General features: G+C 74.4%; 12 protein-coding genes. 7 read left to right on the top strand and 5 right to left on the bottom strand.

All coding sequences use genetic code 11. The annotated features are described in order from the left end of the window. Window positions 1–20: 20 nt before the first annotated feature. Complete coding sequence (lipB, locus tag BJY16_RS15810; protein ID WP_185040191.1) at window positions 21–650, top strand: lipoyl(octanoyl) transferase LipB; 630 nt, start codon at window positions 21–23, stop codon at window positions 648–650. Here the strand turns inward: lipB and BJY16_RS15805 are convergent. Then, entirely contained in the window at window positions 634–1,806 is a 1,173-nt protein-coding gene (locus BJY16_RS15805; protein WP_185040190.1) for an outer membrane protein assembly factor BamB family protein, read from the bottom strand. The genes lipB and BJY16_RS15805 overlap by 17 nt on opposite strands. A gap of 15 nt (window positions 1,807–1,821) precedes the next feature. Then, on the bottom strand, window positions 1,822–3,075 hold the full coding sequence (gene aspS / locus BJY16_RS15800; protein ID WP_185040189.1) for an aspartate--tRNA(Asn) ligase: 1,254 nt from the start codon (window positions 3,073–3,075) through the stop codon (window positions 1,822–1,824). Between the two features lie 365 nt (window positions 3,076–3,440). On the opposite strand from aspS, the gene lipA reads away from it, so the two are divergent. Continuing rightward, window positions 3,441–4,364 carry a lipoyl synthase gene (lipA, locus tag BJY16_RS15795; RefSeq protein ID WP_373873404.1) on the top strand — a complete coding sequence of 308 codons (924 nt, stop codon included), beginning with the start codon at window positions 3,441–3,443 and terminating at the stop codon, window positions 4,362–4,364. Window positions 4,365–4,886: 522 nt separating this feature from the next. Here lipA and BJY16_RS15790 read toward each other — a convergent pair. The 3 genes from BJY16_RS15790 to BJY16_RS15780 all read right to left on the bottom strand — a co-directional run bounded on the left by BJY16_RS15790 (window position 4,887) and on the right by BJY16_RS15780 (window position 9,120). After that, window positions 4,887–5,144, bottom strand: a complete 258-nt coding sequence (locus BJY16_RS15790; RefSeq protein WP_185040188.1) for a hypothetical protein — start codon at window positions 5,142–5,144, stop codon at window positions 4,887–4,889. A 647-nt stretch (window positions 5,145–5,791) separates the two neighbouring features. After that, a complete protein-coding gene (locus BJY16_RS48430; RefSeq protein ID WP_185040187.1) occupies window positions 5,792–8,884 on the bottom strand; it encodes a helix-turn-helix transcriptional regulator in 3,093 nt (1,030 codons plus the stop codon). Between the two features lie 80 nt (window positions 8,885–8,964). Then, window positions 8,965–9,120, bottom strand: coding sequence for a hypothetical protein (locus BJY16_RS15780; RefSeq protein ID WP_185040186.1), 156 nt, complete (start codon window positions 9,118–9,120; stop codon window positions 8,965–8,967). Window positions 9,121–9,295: 175 nt separating this feature from the next. Between BJY16_RS15780 and BJY16_RS15775 the strand changes: the two genes are divergently transcribed. The 5 genes from BJY16_RS15775 to BJY16_RS15755 all read left to right on the top strand — a co-directional run bounded on the left by BJY16_RS15775 (window position 9,296) and on the right by BJY16_RS15755 (window position 15,956). After that, entirely contained in the window at window positions 9,296–9,985 is a 690-nt protein-coding gene (locus BJY16_RS15775) for a DUF4191 domain-containing protein (protein ID WP_185040185.1), read from the top strand. Window positions 9,986–10,047: 62 nt separating this feature from the next. Then, complete coding sequence (locus BJY16_RS15770) at window positions 10,048–11,412, top strand: hypothetical protein (RefSeq protein WP_185040184.1); 1,365 nt, start codon at window positions 10,048–10,050, stop codon at window positions 11,410–11,412. A 10-nt stretch (window positions 11,413–11,422) separates the two neighbouring features. Next, window positions 11,423–13,081: a right-handed parallel beta-helix repeat-containing protein gene (locus BJY16_RS15765; protein WP_185040183.1), complete on the top strand. Its 1,659-nt coding sequence runs from the start codon at window positions 11,423–11,425 to the stop codon at window positions 13,079–13,081. Window positions 13,082–13,137: 56 nt separating this feature from the next. After that, window positions 13,138–14,580: a type VII secretion protein EccE gene (locus BJY16_RS15760; protein ID WP_185040182.1), complete on the top strand. Its 1,443-nt coding sequence runs from the start codon at window positions 13,138–13,140 to the stop codon at window positions 14,578–14,580. Further along, window positions 14,577–15,956, top strand: a complete 1,380-nt coding sequence (locus BJY16_RS15755) for a hypothetical protein (RefSeq protein WP_185040181.1) — start codon at window positions 14,577–14,579, stop codon at window positions 15,954–15,956. The genes BJY16_RS15760 and BJY16_RS15755 overlap by 4 nt, the downstream gene beginning before the upstream one ends. Window positions 15,957–16,100: the final 144 nt, after the last annotated feature.

The raw sequence follows: 16,100 nt of genomic DNA, 5'->3' as shown, positions 1-16,100 counted from the left end.
ACGGGGCTAGGCTTTCCGCTGTGACCTCCTCCGTACTCACCGTTCTGCGCCCCGGGCTGGTCGACTACCGCGACGCGTGGGACGAGCAGAAGCGTTTGCACGAGGCCGTGGCGAGCGGCGCCCAGCCGGACACGATCCTGCTGCTGGAGCACCCCAGCGTCTTCACCGCCGGCAAGCGGACCGAGCCCGCCGACCGGCCGTGGGACGGCACCCCGGTGGTCGACGTCGACCGCGGCGGCAAGATCACCTGGCACGGTCCCGGCCAGCTGGTCGGCTACCCGATCCTGCGCCTGCCCGACCCGGTCGACGTGGTGGCCTATGTCCGCCGGGTCGAGCAGCTGCTGATCGACGTCTGCGCCGAGTTCGGCGTGCCCACCGAGCGGGTCGAGGGCCGCAGCGGCGCCTGGGTCCGGGCCACCGACGGCGGCCCGGACCGGAAGATCGCCCAGATCGGCATCCGGGTGGCCCGTGGTGTCACGCTGCACGGTTTCGCGCTGAACTGTGACTGCGACCTGGCGGCCTTCGACCGGTTCGTGCCGTGCGGGATCCGCGACGCCGGGGTCACCTCACTCAGCGCCGAGCTGGGCCGGCCGGTGACCGTGGCCGAGGTGATGCCGGTGGTCGAGCGGCACCTCACGACCCTCTTCTGATCCGGAAGACGACGGTGGCGCCCCGGTCCGGGCAGGCCACCAGGTCGTCGACGGCCGTGCAGCCGTAGGACAGCACCCGCGGCAGCGTGCCGTACAGCCGGCCGGTGCGCAGGTCGGTGACCTCGGTGTGGTCACCGGCCGCGCGCAGCAGCAGGCCGTCGGTCACCTCGCCCCGGCCCAGCCTGCGGAGCACCTCGCCGGTCGTCAGGTCGAGCAGCGCGAGCCGCCCGTCCAGGGAACGGACCACCCCGTCGGCGTAGTCGTGCCACCCGGGCGCGGTCCAGCGCACCGCCCCGGTGCGCGGGTCGAAAGCGGTCAGGCCGCGCTCCCCCAGCACGCAGAGCAGGGCGCCGCAGAGGACCGCGTCGCGCGGCATCAGCACACTGGACGGCTGCGCCCAGGCCAGCTTCAGGTCGGGCAGGCGCAGCGCGGTGATCGTGGTCGGGCCCAGCACGTAGGCCTGGTCGCCGGCCAGCACCGCCAGCGGGTCGTCCGGGTCGATCGCCTCGTCCACGACCCGGCTGCCCAGCGGCCGCCCGTCGGCCGCCGACCACACCTGCGCGCTGCCCAGGCCGTCCAGGGTGAGCAGGTAGCGCCCGGCCGGGTCGAGCATCGCGCCGGTCGCCTCGGCGGGCCGGCTCCAGAGGATCCGGCCGGTCGCCAGGTCGGCCAGGCGCATGACGCCGACGTCGTCGTCCCAGTCGCTGAGCAGCGCCCGGTCGCCGAGCAGGGTCGGCGGGCTCGCCGCCGACCAGCGCTCCTTCCCGGTGGCCGGGTCGAGCGCCACCAGCTCGGTCTCGTCGGTGGCCACCAGCACCGCGCCGGACCGGGTCAGCCGGAGATCCGCCCCGGGGATCAGCTGGAGGTGGACCTGCCAGGCCGGGCCGCCCGGCCGCAGCGGCCGGGCGACCAGGTCGGTGCCCTCGTCGGCGGCCGGGTGCGCGGTGTACAGCGCCTCCGGGGTGAGCAGGACGGTGATCGCGGCCCGGCCCGAGGTGCCGGCGATCTGCGGGAACGCCTCGATCCGGGGTGGCGCGGCCGCGCCGCCGAGCAGCAACAGCACGGCAGCCGCGGCCGCGCCCCGGAGCTTGCGCCACGGGATCCGGCGGTCCCGCTCCGGGGCGGGGGCCGGCGCCACGTCGAGGTCGATGAGCACGGGCCCAACCTACGACTACGGCGCGAGCCGGTGCGGGTCCCTCGGGAACGCGGTGACCTCGCGGACGTTCGCCGCCCCGGTCAGCCGGGCGACCAGACGTTCCAGGCCGATCGCCCAGCCGCCGTGCGGGGGCATGCCGTACCGGAAAGCGTCCAGATAGCCCCGATAGGCGGCGAGTGGCTCGCCGGCCGCGTGCAACGCGGCGACGTAGTCGGCGTGCCGGTGCAGCCGCTGCCCGCCGGTGACGATCTCCAACCCCCGGAAGAGCAGGTCGAACCCGTTCGAGTACGCCGGGTCCGCCGGGTCCGGGTGGGTGTAGAACGGCCGTTTGCGCATCGGGTAGCCGGTCACGAAGACGAACTCCGAGCCGTGCTCGCGCCGCGCCCACTCGCCCAGCGCGCGCTCGTGCGCCGGGGCCAGGTCCGGCTCGTCGGCCGGCGCCCCGGCGATCTTCAGCGCCTCGGCGAAGTGCACGGCCGGGATCTCGGCCGGCACCCCGGGCGTCGCGAACCCGGTCCGCTCGGTGATCGCGCCGAACATCCCGGCGAGGGTCCGGGTCAGCGCGGCCATCACGTCCCGGTGGTCGGCGATGAAGCCCATTTCGGCGTCCAGCGAGGTGTATTGGGTCAGGTGCCGCGCGGTGTCGCTGTTCTCCGCCCGGAACACCGGCCCGACCTCGAAGACCCGCTCGAAGACCCCGACCATCATCTGCTTGTAGAACTGCGGCGACTGGGCGAGATAGCCGGGCCGGCCGAAGTAGTCCAGCTGGAAGACGTTCGCGCCGGACTCGGTGGCCGACTCGACGATCTTCGGGGTGTGCACCTCGACGAACCGCTGCGCCTCCAGGGCCGCGCGGAACCCGGCGGTGGCGGCCGCGGAGATCCGCAGCGCGGCCCGCCGGGCCGGATGCCGCAGCGCCAGCGCCGCGTGGTCCAGCTGGGCGGGCAGGCCCGCGGTCAGCACGGGTCGATGCAGTTCGAACGGCAACGGTACGTCCACCGCGGCGTGCACGTGGATCTCCGGCGAGGTCAGCTCCACGCCGTTCGGCGCCTGCTCGTTCGGGGTGACGGTGGCCGTGACCGAGACGACGCTCTCCTCCGGCGCGGTCAGCTGCGCCGGGTCGGTCACCACCACCTGGGCCAGCCCGGCCGCGTCCCGGATGATCAGGAAGGAGACCGCTTTCAGCCGCCGGATCCGATGGACCCAGCCTTCGACCAGGACCTTTTCGTACGGATGGGACGCCAGTTCGGTGGAGAGGATGCGTTGCATGGCGGTTACCTCCTCTGGTGACTGCAACGCGGCCCCAGGGAGGTGCGGGCGAGCGGGAATCCTCGCGGTACCACCGCACCTTCGCACCCGCGCCGTTACACGCGGGTGCCTCTTGCACTGCTCGGCTCCGGGGTGTCTTCACGCTCCGGCGCTCGGGCCACCGTCACAGCTGCTGGTGGCTCTCTCGGCCGGCGGATCGGAGCGTTACTCGGTCCCATCACTGCCGTGCCGGGCAGTCTAATCAGGTCCGGCCGCCACCCGCATCCGGATTTCCCAGCATATGGTGACGGCGGTCACAGGTCAGGTCACGTGAGCCTCGTCGCCCCTGCGCTGCGGGCGGCCCGGATCGGCGTAATCTCGGGGTCGTGACTATTGCTCCCGAGGGCCGCCGCATGCTGCGCATCGAGGCGCGCAACGCCGAAACTCCCATCGAGCGGAAGCCGCCGTGGATCAAGGTCAAGGCGAAGATGGGTCCGGAGTACACCCAGATGCGCGGGCTGGTGCAGAAAGAGGGCCTGCACACCGTCTGCCAGGAGGCGGGCTGCCCGAACATCTACGAGTGCTGGGAGGATCGCGAGGCGACCTTCCTCATCGGTGGAGACCAGTGCACCCGCCGCTGCGACTTCTGTCAGATCGACACCGGTAAGCCGGCCGAGTTCGACGCCGACGAGCCGCGCCGGGTCGGCGAGTCCGTCGCCACCATGGGCCTGCGCTACGCCACCGTCACCGGCGTCGCCCGGGACGACCTGCCCGACGGCGGCGCCTGGCTCTACGCGGAGACCGTCCGGCAGATCCACAAGCTGCAGCCCGGCTGCGGTGTCGAGCTGCTGATCCCCGACTTCAACGCCGAGCCCGCCCAGCTGGCCGAGGTGTTCGGCGCGGCGCCCGAGGTGCTCGCGCACAACGTCGAGACGGTCCCGCGGATCTTCAAGCGGATCCGCCCCGGCTTCCGCTATGAACGCTCCCTCGACGTGATCACCCAGGCCCGCGCGGCCGGCCTGGTCACCAAGAGCAACCTGATCCTCGGCATGGGCGAGGAGCGGTCGGAGATCTCCGCGGCCCTGCGCGACCTGCACGCCGCCGGGTGCGAGCTGATCACCATCACGCAGTACCTCCGGCCGACGCCGCGGCACCACCCGGTCGAGCGCTGGGTCAAGCCGGAGGAGTTCGTCGAGCTGCGCGAGGAGGCCGAGCAGATCGGCTTCGCCGGCGTGATGAGCGGGCCGCTGGTCCGGTCGTCGTACCGGGCGGGGCGGCTCTACAAGCAGGCGCTCGACGCCCGCGGCTGATCCGTCCGCACCACAAGCGGCGGCGTTCCGTCGCTGCGTTCGCGACGTCTCGTCGCTGTCTTTTTGCTGCGGCCCCGGCTCAGGCTGGGGTCGCTTGCTTTTCCGGCTTTCCGGCTTTCCGGCCGGCGCCCACTTTCGCCCCGCGTGGCCCGGCGCCGCCTCGCCTGCACGGCACCGTTTCTTCTACGCGGTCCCACACCCGTTTTGTCCGCGCAGCCTGGCATCTCCCCCGCCCGACCGGCACCGCTTTGTCCGCGCAGCCCGGCATCGCTCCCGCCCGACCGGCACCGCCTTGTCCGCACGGTCCGGCATCGCTCCCGCCCGACCGGCACCGCCTTGTCCGCACGGTCCGGCATCGCTCCCGCCCGACCGGCACCGCCTTGTCCGCGCAGCCCGGCATCGCCCCCGCCCGACCGGCACCGCTTTGTCCGCACGGTCCCGGACACGACGAAGGCCCGCGACCGCTCCAGGTTCTTCGTCACCCTGGTGTGGTCGCGAGCCTTCGGGCGGCGCGCGGGCCGGTCACTTCTTGCCCTTCTTACCCTTCTTGCCCTTTTTGCTGTCCTTGTCCTTACCCTTGCCGTCGCGTTCCCGGCGGAACTCGGCGAGACGGCGATCGGTCTCCGCCTCCGCCGCGGCGGCCTCGGGGAAGAACACCGGATAGAGCAGCCGGCCGAGAAGCAGCATGATCGGCGCCATCCAGGCCCACCACGGGATCCCGGACTCCGGCCCGAACAACGCCTCCACCACCTGGTACGCGTCGTCGACGGCGCTGTCCATCACCAGCCCCCGAAGGAAGAACGAAACGTGTCCTGCATGACGGCTCCCTAAGCTGTCGGTCGGCCCCCAACATCGGGCCCGCGCCACCTGGGATTAGCCTTCGCCGCCCCGCGCCCGAAATGCCCCCACCCCGCAACCCGCCGCACCCACCCAGCACCCGAACCAGCCCGCGCGGAGCCACGCCCCACCCGCCGCCACGCCGCGACCAAGCGAGGAGCCGCCGGGTCAGGCACCGCCGACAGCCGACCGATCAGCGCCGCCAACAGCCACCCGGTCAGCCCCGCCAACAGCCACCCGGTCAGCCCCGCCAACAGCCACCCGGTCAGCCCCGCCAACAGCCACCCGGTCAGCCCCGCCAACAGCCACCCGGTCAGCCCCGCCAACAGCCGGGCCGGTCAGTCGTCGAGGAGGCGAAGGCGGCGGCGACCACGGCGGCCTCCACACCCGGCCGAGCCGACAGCCGCCGGGCCAGGCACCGCCGCGACAGCCGCTGGGCCAGGCGCCGCCGCGACAGCCGCTGGGCCAGGCGCCGCCGCGACAGCCGCTGGGCCAGGCGCCGCCGACAGCCGACCGGTCAGTCGTCGAGGAGGCGAAGGCGGCGGCGACCACGGCGGCCCCCACGCCCGGCCGAGCCGACAGCCGCCCAGTCAGGTGTCGAGCAAATGGAGGCGGTGGGCGACCGCGGCGGCCTCCACCCGGTTGGTCACCGCGAGTTTCGCGATGATGCGGGAGACGTGGACGCTCGCGGTCTTCGGGGAGATGAACAGGCGCTGGGCGATCTGACCGTTGCTCAGGCCCTCGGCGACCAGCCGCAACACCTCGCGCTCGCGGGCGGTCAGCACCTCCTCCGCCGCGGTCTCGGCTGCCGCCGGGCGCACCCCGAGCCGGCGGGCCAGCGTCTCGGCCGCCTCGCGGAGCGGGACGGCGCCCAGCTCGGTGGCGATCCCGGTGGCCTCGGCCAGCGCCGCAGCCGCCGCGGACCGGTCGGCCGCCTGCGCCTCGGCGCTCCGCAGCAGGGCCGTGGCCAGCTCGAACGGCGGCCCGTCGACCCGCCTCGCGGCCACCGCCGCGGTCCAGCGCTCGACCCCACCGTCCAGCTCGGCCTCGACCTGTGCCCCGGCCGCCAGCTCCGCCGGGTAACGCCGCGGCAGCCGGGCCGCGATCGCCCGCACCCGCTCGGCCAGCTGCTCCACCACATCGGACCAGGCACCCGGCCCGGAAAGCGACTCTCGACCCCCAGCCGCCGAAACATCCCGCCCACCGGCCGACTCCCGGAGCGATGCCGCCAGGACATCCCGCCCACCAGCCGGCTCCCGAAGCGGCGCCGCCGGAACATCCCGCCCACCAGCCGACTCCCGGAGCGATGCCGCCAGGACATCCCGCCCACCAGCCGGCTCCCGCAGCGACGCCGCCGAAAGGCTCCGCCCACCCGCCGACTCGCGGGCGAAGGACACCGCCCGAGCCGCCGTGGCGAGCACCTGCCAGGCATACCGTGGCCGGTCCGGCAGGCCCGGATCGACCACCGCGAGGCGGGCCGCGGCCACCGCCGCCGGGGCGTCGCCGGCGGCGAGGGCGGCCAGGACGCGCAGCTCCAGCATCCAGAGGCGTTTCTCGCAGGGCACATAAGGCTTGCCGAGCATCCCGGTCGCCCGGGTCAGCGCCTGCTCGGCCCGGGCGTGGCCGCGGGCCAGCCGGAGCCGGGCGCGCAACCGCAGCCAGGGCAGCGCCATCAGGCCGGGCGGGTCCTGCCGGCCGGCTTCGGCGAGCCGGGCCTCCGCCTCGTCCCAGCGGCCCAGCGCGATCAGCGCCTCGGCCTGGTTGGCCAGCAGGTAGACCCCGGTGGTGCGGGAGACGCCGTAGCGGCTGGCGTGCGGGACGCCCTCGGCCGCGGCGGCCGCCGACTCCGCGTAGCGGCCCAGCTCGAACAGGACGTCGGAGACGTTCACCAAGCCGTGCGAGAGGGCCTGGTCGTCACCGCCGGCCCGGGCCTCGTCGACCGCGCGGACCAGGATCGGCAGGCCGTCGGCGGCGGGCACCCAGCCGGCGCAGACCTGCCCCTTGGTGATCTCCGCGTAGACCCGGGCGCTGGCGTCGCCGAGCCGGTCGACCGCGGCCCGGACCTGCTCCCAGATCCGCTCCACCTCGTCGCCGTCCATGCTGGCGAACAGGTAGGCCACCTCGCCGAGCAGCTCGGCCCGGTCCCGCCCGTCCGGCGCCTCGGTGAGCAGGCGGTACGCCTCCTTGGTCTCGGCGAAGCCGTCGCTCTTGCCGGCGGTGCGCAGCAGCTTGGCCCGGCGCACCAGCAGTCGCCCGGCGCGCACCGGCTCGGCAGCGGCGTCCAGGTCGCCGAGCGCGGCGCGGGTCAGGCTGAGCGCCCGGTGCAGCTCGCCGGACTCGATCGCGACCAGCGCGGCCTCCTCCAGCAGGTCGAGGTGGCAGGTGCCGAGCAGCTCGGCCGCCTCCGGCACCTGCTCCCACAGCTCAAGGACCCGGTCGAGCAGGCGGGCCTGCTCGGCGAAGGCGAAACGGCGGCACGCCTCGTCGGCCGCGCGTTTCGCGGTGACCAGGGCGCGCGGATGGTTGTTGGCCGCGTGCCAGTGGTGGGCGATCTCGGCGGGCGCCCGGCCGGCCGGCACCAGCTGCGGGTCGGCCTCGATCGCCTCCGCGTAGCGCGCGTGCAGCCGGACGTGCTCGCCGGGCAGCAGGTCGTCGTGGACCGCCTCGCGGACCAGGGCGTGCCGGAACTCGTAGCCCCCGTCCGGGTCGAAGACGATCAGCTGGCCGGCGACCACCACGCGCAGCGCCGACTCACAGGTCAGCTCGTCGACCCCGGCCACCCGGGCGATCAGCTCGTGACCGATCCGGGTGCCGCCGACCGCGGCCACCCGGAGCATCCGCTGCGCCGCCTCGGGCATCAGGTCGACCCGGGCGAGCAGCAGGTCGCGCAGGGTCTCCGGGATGTCGGCGCAGGCCGGGTCGGCGCCGGCGGCGAGCTGCTCGATGAAGAACGGGATGCCCTGGGCGCGCCGGGTCACCACGTCGACGGTCTGCGGCTCCGGCTCGCCGCCGAGCAGGTGGCCGAGCAGCTCGGCGGTGCCCTCCCGGTCGAGCCGGTCGACCTCCAGGCGCTGCACGCCACGGACCCGCTCCAGCTCGGCCACGAACGGCCGCAGCGGGTGGCCGCGGTGCAGCTCGTCGGTGCGGTAGGTGGCCAGCAGCATCAGCCGGGGCGCCCGGGCCGAGCGCACCAGGAACCCGATCAGGTCGCGGGTGGACCGGTCGGCCCAGTGCAGATCCTCCAGGACCAGCAGCAGCGGCCGCTCCGCGCTGAGCCGGGCGACCAGCGACCCGACCAGCTCGAAGAGCAGCCCGCGATGGGTCTCGCCGAGCTCGGACGGCGGGCCCAGCTCGGGCAGCAGCCGGGCGAAGTCGGCCTCGCGCCCCTGGAGGACCGCGCGCCCCTCGTCGCGGACCAGCTCGCGCAGGGCCGCCGCGAACGGCGCGAACGGCAGCCCCTCCTCGCCCAGCTCCAGGCAGTGGCCGGTGAGCACCCGGACCGGCTCGCCGGCCAGGCGCCGGGTGAACTCCTCGACCAGCCGGGTCTTGCCCACCCCGGCCTCGCCGCCGACCAGCAGGACGGCCGGCTCCCCGCCGCGCACCCGGCGGAGCGCCTCGTGCAGCGTGGCCAGCTCGCCCTCCCGGGCGACCAGGATCTCGCTGTGGCTGCTCCCCGTCGTCATGGATGCGAGCATGCCACGCGGGTCCGACAACAGATCGAGGCCGATCATGCCGGGCGGGCCCGACCCGACATCCAGGCCGATCATGCCGCTCGGGACCGCAGCGCCACCCGGCGTACGAAGAAGCGCCTCCGATGTCGTCCCCCGGCCACCTCCCGCGCCAGCCGCTCGGCCTCGGCCTGCCGCTGGAGTTCCGCGCCGCGCTGCCGGGCCAGGTACAGATTGATCTCGGGCATCATCGCCGTGCTCCTCGCGAGTCGGGTCGTCGTCCTTGCTGACGTCGACTCTTCGCGGGAAGGCGGCCCCGGCGCATGGGGACGCTGCCCGACATCCGGGCTGCGGACCCCCTTACGGCACGGCCGGCGGGTGCCCGGGCCGCCGTAAGGTACCTGAGTCCCACTACACTTTCCGGCTATGGCAAAACCCCAGGAGAAGGTGTCGTTCGGCGAGCGCCTGAAGCAGATCGGCCAGGTGTTCTCGTTCACCGCGAAACAGGACAAGTGGTTCGTTCCACTGGTCATCGGCGCGGTGGCGATCCCGATCGCGCTCACCGTGGTCGCCACGCTGAACTGGGGCTTGCTCTGGATCCCGGTCGGCATCCTGGTCACCCTGCTGGCCGTGCTGATCGTGCTGAACCTGCGCTCCAACACCGCGATGATGAACGTGGCGGAGGGCCAGCCCGGCGCCGCCGCCTCGCTGATGGAGAACATGCGCGGTGACTGGCGGGTCCGCCCGGCGGCCAGCTCGACCACCCAGTTCGACATGGTGCACGTGGTGATCGGCCGGCCCGGCGTGATCCTGCTCGCCGAGGGCAACCCGCAGCGGGTCAAGGCGCTGCTCGGCCAGGAGAAGAAGCGGCTGTCCAAGGTGATCGGCAACGCGCCGCTCTACGACTACGTGATCGGCACCGAGGAGGGTCAGCTCCCGGTCCGCAAGCTGCGCACCACGATGCTGAAGCTGCCCCGCAACCTCACCGGCAAGGACGTCAACGCGCTGGACAAGCGTCTCGGCGCGCTGATGGCCCGCCCGCAGATGCCGAAGGGCGCGATCCCGAAGAACATGCGGCCCAGCAAGGGCGCCTTCCGGCAGCAGCGTCCGCGCTGACCTGAGCTCCATCCCGGCGGTCCACCCCCGCCGCCGGGCCACGAACTGAAGACGGAGACGAGATGTCAACCGCTGGGCCCAACAGCCTGCAGCGCCGGCTGTCGAGCTGCGAGGTCGGTGACGTCTGGTCCGGCGTCGACGAGCGGGGCCGGCCGGTGACGGTGGCCCGGCTCAACGAGTTGGCGTCGGCCGACGAGCGATGGCGCGGAGCGTTCCGGGCCGCCTCCGAGGCGCTGGCCGCGGCGGACGGCGACGGCCTGCCGATCGCCGGGTCCGACCACGACGGCGAGCGGCCCTGGGTGGCCTGCCCCGGCGCGGCCGGCGCGGGCGGCGCGGCGGAGATCTTCACGGTGCTCGGTCAGCAGCTGCGCCCGGCTTTCGCCGGGGAGGGTTCGCCGTCCGGCGCCGGCGATCCGGTGGTCGCGCACGACGCCGCTTTCGTACGGCCGGAGCCCGACCCGCCGACGGTGCCGTTCCAGCCGGTCACCCCGGCGCCCAGCGTCCCGGCGCAGCGCACGGCCACCTCCCCGGTGCCGGTCCAGCCGGTGGCCACCCACCCGATCTCGGCGCAGCCGGCCTCCGGGCACCCGGTCTCCGGGCATCCGGCCGCCGGGGGCCCGACGTCCGGCCCGCCGTCCTCCGGCCTTCCGTCGTTCGGCAACCCGATCTCCGTGGTGCCGATCTCCGGGAGCTCCCCGCCGTACCGTCAATCGGGCGGCAAACCGCGACCGGAGCGCCTCCTGTTGCTGATCGTGGCCCTGGTGTCGGTGCTGGTCGGCGCCGCCATCGGCGCCGCCGTGGTGAGCGCGACCGACGACGACGGCGACCGTGCGGCGAGCCCCGCCCCGAGCGGCGCGCCGGTCACCTACACCGACGCGCAGCTGCTGCTGCCGGCCACCCCGCCGGCCCGGCCGGGCCTGGACCCGGCGCCGGACGGCACCTGGCCGGACGGCTGGCCCAAGTTCCCCTGGGGCAAGCCCGAGGTCCAGGACGTGACCGGGCTGCCCGGCCTGGGCTTCGACTTCCGCATGCCGGCCGGCTGGACCTGCGAGCTCGCCGAGAAGGCGGAGGCCGCGGTGCACTACCGGTGCGGGCGGTGGGAGGGCACCACGCTGACCGCCGGCGGCGACCTCACGGTGCGCACCTGCGCGCCGGTCTGCGACGACACCGCGCGGGTCGCCCTGCGGCAGCGCGAGGAGGCCTGGGGTCTACGGTGGACCAGCGGCAGCTCGTTGCGCGCCTGGGCCGACACCACCCAACTGGACGGCACGGCGGTCTACGGCCTGGTCTACGTCGGGTTCTGGCGCACCGTTCCGGAGGGCATCCTGGACCGGGAGGTCGTCCTGCGGATGACCGCGCCGGCGACCGCGATGGACGACGTGAAAAAAGTGGCCGACAGCATCCGCGACCGCACGTACTCGCAATAAGGAGTCCTCCGTGGCCAGCACCCTCGCTGTTCCTGGCAGCTACCCGACCATCCGTGACGCCCTCGAGGTGGCGCCGGACGGCGCGGTCATCAGCGTCGCCCCCGGCAGTTACCGGGAGCGGATCGAGTTGCAGGGCCGGCGGCTGACCCTGCGCGGCACCGGGGAGCCGGGCACCGTGGTGGTGGACGCGGCCGGGCTGGAGGGTCCGGCGCTGGCCGTGCTCGGCGGCGAGGTCACCGTCGAGGGCCTGGCGCTGACCTCCGGGGACTACCCGGCGGTCTCGGCGATCAACGCCCGGCTGACCGTCCGCCGATGCCAGCTGGCCGCCGGGTACGGCGCCGGCCTGCAGGCCACCGACATGTCCACCGTCGAGGCCGCCGAGGTGAAGGTCGAGCGCGGCCAGCACGGCCTGGTCTTCTCCGACTCGGGCGGCACGGTGGACTCGTGCGAGATCCGCGGGGTGAACGACGACGGCATCATCGTCCGGCTCGGCGCCGACCCGGCGATCCGCAACACCACGATCGCCGACTGCGGCTACCGCGGGATCTACGTCTACCAGTCCGGCCGCCCGGTGATCGAGCGCTGTGACGTCTCCGGCACCGGCGACGCCGGCATCGTGGTGGCGAACAGCAGCTCGCCGCAGATCCGGGAGACCTGGGTGCACGAGACCAGCGGCTCCGGGATCGTGGTCGGCGCCGGCTGCACCGCGGTGGTCGAGCAGTGCCGGGTGGACGGCACCGCCGAGCCCAAGGTCAGCGTCGACCCGCGGGCCCAGGCCACGGTCACCCTCTCCGAGGGCGGGCCGGCGCCGCGGGCCGGCATCACCGAGTCCGGCAACGGCCAGGACGCCGCCGAGGTGGACCGGCTGCTCACCGAGCTGGACTCGATGATCGGCCTGGCCGGGGTGAAAAATGAGGTCCGCGCCCTGATCGACGAGATCCAGGTGAACGAGTGGCGGCGCAGCGCCGGGCTGTCGGTCGGCGCGGCCAGCCACCACCTGATCTTCACCGGCGCCCCGGGCACCGGTAAGACGACCGTGGCCCGGATCTACGGCCAGCTGCTCAAGGCGCTCGGCGTGCTGCCGAACGGGCGGTTCCGCGAGGTGTCCCGCCGCGACCTGGTCGGGCAGTACATCGGGCACACCGCGGAGAAGACCACCTCGGTGTTCGAGGAGGCGATGGGCGGCGTGCTGTTCATCGACGAGGCGTACACGCTGTCCCGGGCCGGCGGGGCCAGCGCCGACTTCGGCCAGGAGGCGATCGACACCCTGGTCAAGCTGATGGAGGACCACCGCGACCAGGTCGCCGTGATCGTCGCCGGGTACACCCAGGAGATGCTCGACTTCCTGGACGCCAACTCGGGTCTGGCCTCCCGGTTCGCCAAGACCCTCGAATTCGAGAACTACGGTCCGGACGAGCTGGTGCTGATCGCCACCCGGATCGCCAAGAACGACGACTACGTCTTCGCCCCCGGCCTGACCGAGGCGCTCTACGAGCACTTCTCGCAGATCGAGCGGGACCGCAACTTCGGTAACGCGCGCGAGGCCCGCAAGCTGCTGGAGGGGATGCGCAAGGCGCAGTCCGGCCGGCTCCGCTCGCTCGGCCGGATGCCCAGCCGGGACGACCTGACCACGCTCGTCGTCGACGACCTGCTGACAGCGATCCGCTGATTGTCGGGGGCAGCACATAGAATGGGCTCTCTATCGCGGGGGACGGGGAGGCAGCGGTGAACCCTGACGGCTACCCGGGGCCGGCGTACGGCGCCGCTGCGCCGCAGCCTCAGCCCGCCCCGCCCCCGGCGGTGCCGGCCGCGCCGGCGCAGGCCCACGCCACCGCCGCGGCCACCCCCCTGCGCCGGGTCAGCACCCAGGCGCGGGGCAGCGTCCAGGTGCCGGCCGCCGGCTCCCCGCAGCCACCCGCCGCCGCGCCCGCGCCGCAGCGGCACCCCGCGCCGCCACCGCCCAGCCCGGCCGGCGCGGCCGGCGACGCCGGGGTCCGGGCGATCCCGCGCCGCGGCCAGGTCGGCCCGGTCAGCCTCACCCAGATCGTGGTCGCCGAGCTGGCCGTGCTGGCCACCGTGGCCGCGGCGATCCAGGGGCTGCTGCCCGCACTCGTGGTCGGCGCCTGCGGCCTGGTCCTGATCGTGGTCTTCTTCGCCCGGCAGCGCGGCCGCTGGTGGCTGGAGCACCGGCAGGTGGCCCGGGCGCACGCCCGGCGCCGGGCGGCCACCCTGGAGACCGGCAGCGGCCCGGTGCTGGCCGCGCTCCGCACCATCGCGCCCGGCCTGGCGGTCCGCGACATGACCGCGCAGGACGGGGCGAAAGCCGGGGTGGCCAAGGACGAGGCCGGCTGGTTCAGCGTGGTGGCCCTCACCCCGACCGCCCCGATGCACCACGACGGCGCCCCGATCCCACTGGACGCGCTGGTCAGCGTGCTCGCCGCGACCGAGCAACCGGGCGTGGTGCTGGAGCTGGTCACGCACACCGTGCCGGCGCCCAGCCCGGACGTGCACGCCGCGTCGCCGGCCGGGTCGTCCTATCGGCAGCTGGTCGAGTCGCTCAGCCCGGAGCCGGTCCCGGCGCACCGGGAGTCGACGATCAGCGTCCGGGTCGACGCCCGGGTGCTGGCCGAGGCGCTCCACGACCACACCGCCGACCTGGAGGCGGCCGCCGCGCTGGTGGCCGGCCTGGGCCGCAAGGTGGCGACCAGCCTGCGCCGGGTCGGGATCGGCTGCCGGGTGCTGGACGCCGACGAGCTGCTGGCCGCGCTGGCCCGGTCCTGCGACGTCGAGGCCGGCGCGCTGGCCGAGGGCTCGCAGGTCGACGAGGACTGGACGCACTGGCGGTCGGCCCGCCTGGTGCACCGGACGTACTGGTTGAAGACCTGGCCCACCTCGGCCGGGGAGATCGGTTCGTTGTTCGCCTGGGCGGCCACCGCGCCCGCCGCGCAGACCAGCGTGGCGCTGGTGCTGAACGCGGCGGCCGACGGGGACGACGTGGCGGTGCGGGCCTTCATCCGGCTGGCCACCCGGCCCGACGCCGATTTGGGCGCGCTCGACCGGGTGCTGGTCGACGGGGTGCGGCGGGTCGGGGCCGAGCTGGAGCCGCTGGACGGGGAGCACGGGCCGGCCACCTATGCCACGGCGCCGACCGGAGGTGGGGCGGGATGACACATCCGGACCGGGAGGGGGCCTGGCGGCCGTACCCTCCGCAGCAGCCCGCCGAGGACGAGCAGCAGCAACAGCAGCCGTTGCCTCCGCCTCCGGCCGTCTTCCCGCCGCAGGCGGTGGCCCGGGCATCGGTGCGGCCGCAGGGGCAGTTCCCGCCGCCGCCGGGGCAGTTCGCGCAGCAGCAGTACCCGGCGCAGGAGCCCTATGGGCCGCCGGGGCAGTATGCCGCGCAGACGCCGCCGTCGCAGGCCGTGAGCCCGATGCCGGCGCAGCCGATCCAGCCGTTCCAGGGCCAGCCCGTCCAGGGGCAGGCTCCGCTGTTCCAGGGCCAGCCCGCTCAGGGGCAGGCCCAGCCGTTCCAGGGCCAGGCCGCTCAGGGGCAGGCGCAGCCGTTTCAGGGGCAGCCTGCTCAGGGGCATGTTGTTCAGCCGTTTCAGGGGCAGCCCGTGCAGGCGCCTCAGGGGCAGGTCGTGCAGGCCTTTCAGGGGCAGGCCGTCCAGTCGCCGGCCCAGCAGGGGCAGCAGCAGGGCGGCGCCGAGGCTGCCGGCCGGCGCCTGGCCGCCCCGCAGCTGACGTCGGCGCCGCTGGCCGGGCCGCAGGGCCGGGCGATGGCCGCCGCCGCGCACGGCTGGCCGGATGACACCCCGCCCGACGAGCCGGCTCCGGAGGACGAGGCCCGCACCGGCCCGTCCGGCAAGACGTCGCCGCTGCACATCGGCTGGCACGCGATCTCCCGCAAGACGCTGCGCCGGGTGACCGTCGCGCCGTCCGCCGGCGCCGGCCTGGTGCTCGGCCGGGACCGCCAGCACGCCCCGGTCCCGCTGCACCTGTTCGCCCCGGAGCCGGTCCGGATCGCCCTGGTCGGCGGCGTCTGGGCGGCCCAGCTGCTGATCTTCCGAGCCTTCGCGCTGGGCGCCCGGGTGGTCGTGGTGACCACCGAGCCGCGCGCCTGGGCCGGCTTCGGCGAGCGCGCCACCGGGCAGTACAACCGCCTCACCGTGCACAGCAGCGACCAGGGCGTCCAGCTCAACGGCACCGCGCAGACCCCCACCCTGGCCGTCTACGACCTGGGCATGACCGGCCCGGCGACCACCCCGCCGCTCGGCCCGTGGCGCACCCAGCTGACCATCCTGCGCCAGCTCGACCGCCCCGGCCTGGCCGCCCTGCAGGACGCCCAGCTGGCCCTCCTGCAACGTCTCGGCGGCGACGAGTCGGCCCTGGCCGCCTCGGCCCTCAAGCTGCGCCCGCACAGCAGCCAGTTCCTCCAGTTCATGGCCGACGACATGCTGGCCGTGATCGGCGAGGGCACCGACCGCTACTTGTTCCTGGCCCAGACCCAGACCGAGCAGCAGTTCGTCGGCCTCCCCCGCCGCTGACGCACCCCGCCTCGCCCTGCCGCTCCGCACCGGGCCCAGCGCGCCCCGTTCCATGACACCGCACCACGCCGCGGGCCTTCGTGCGTCCGCGCTGTGCGCAGATAGCGTTCATTCCGCTTAATGCAACAGACCCCTGCTCCGACC

The organism is Actinoplanes octamycinicus (assembly GCF_014205225.1).
In the GTDB taxonomy this organism is placed as follows: Bacteria; Actinomycetota; Actinomycetes; order Mycobacteriales; family Micromonosporaceae; genus Actinoplanes; species Actinoplanes octamycinicus.
Note: the sequence above shows the minus strand (reverse complement) of the source record. Positions and strands in the feature narration are given on the sequence as shown.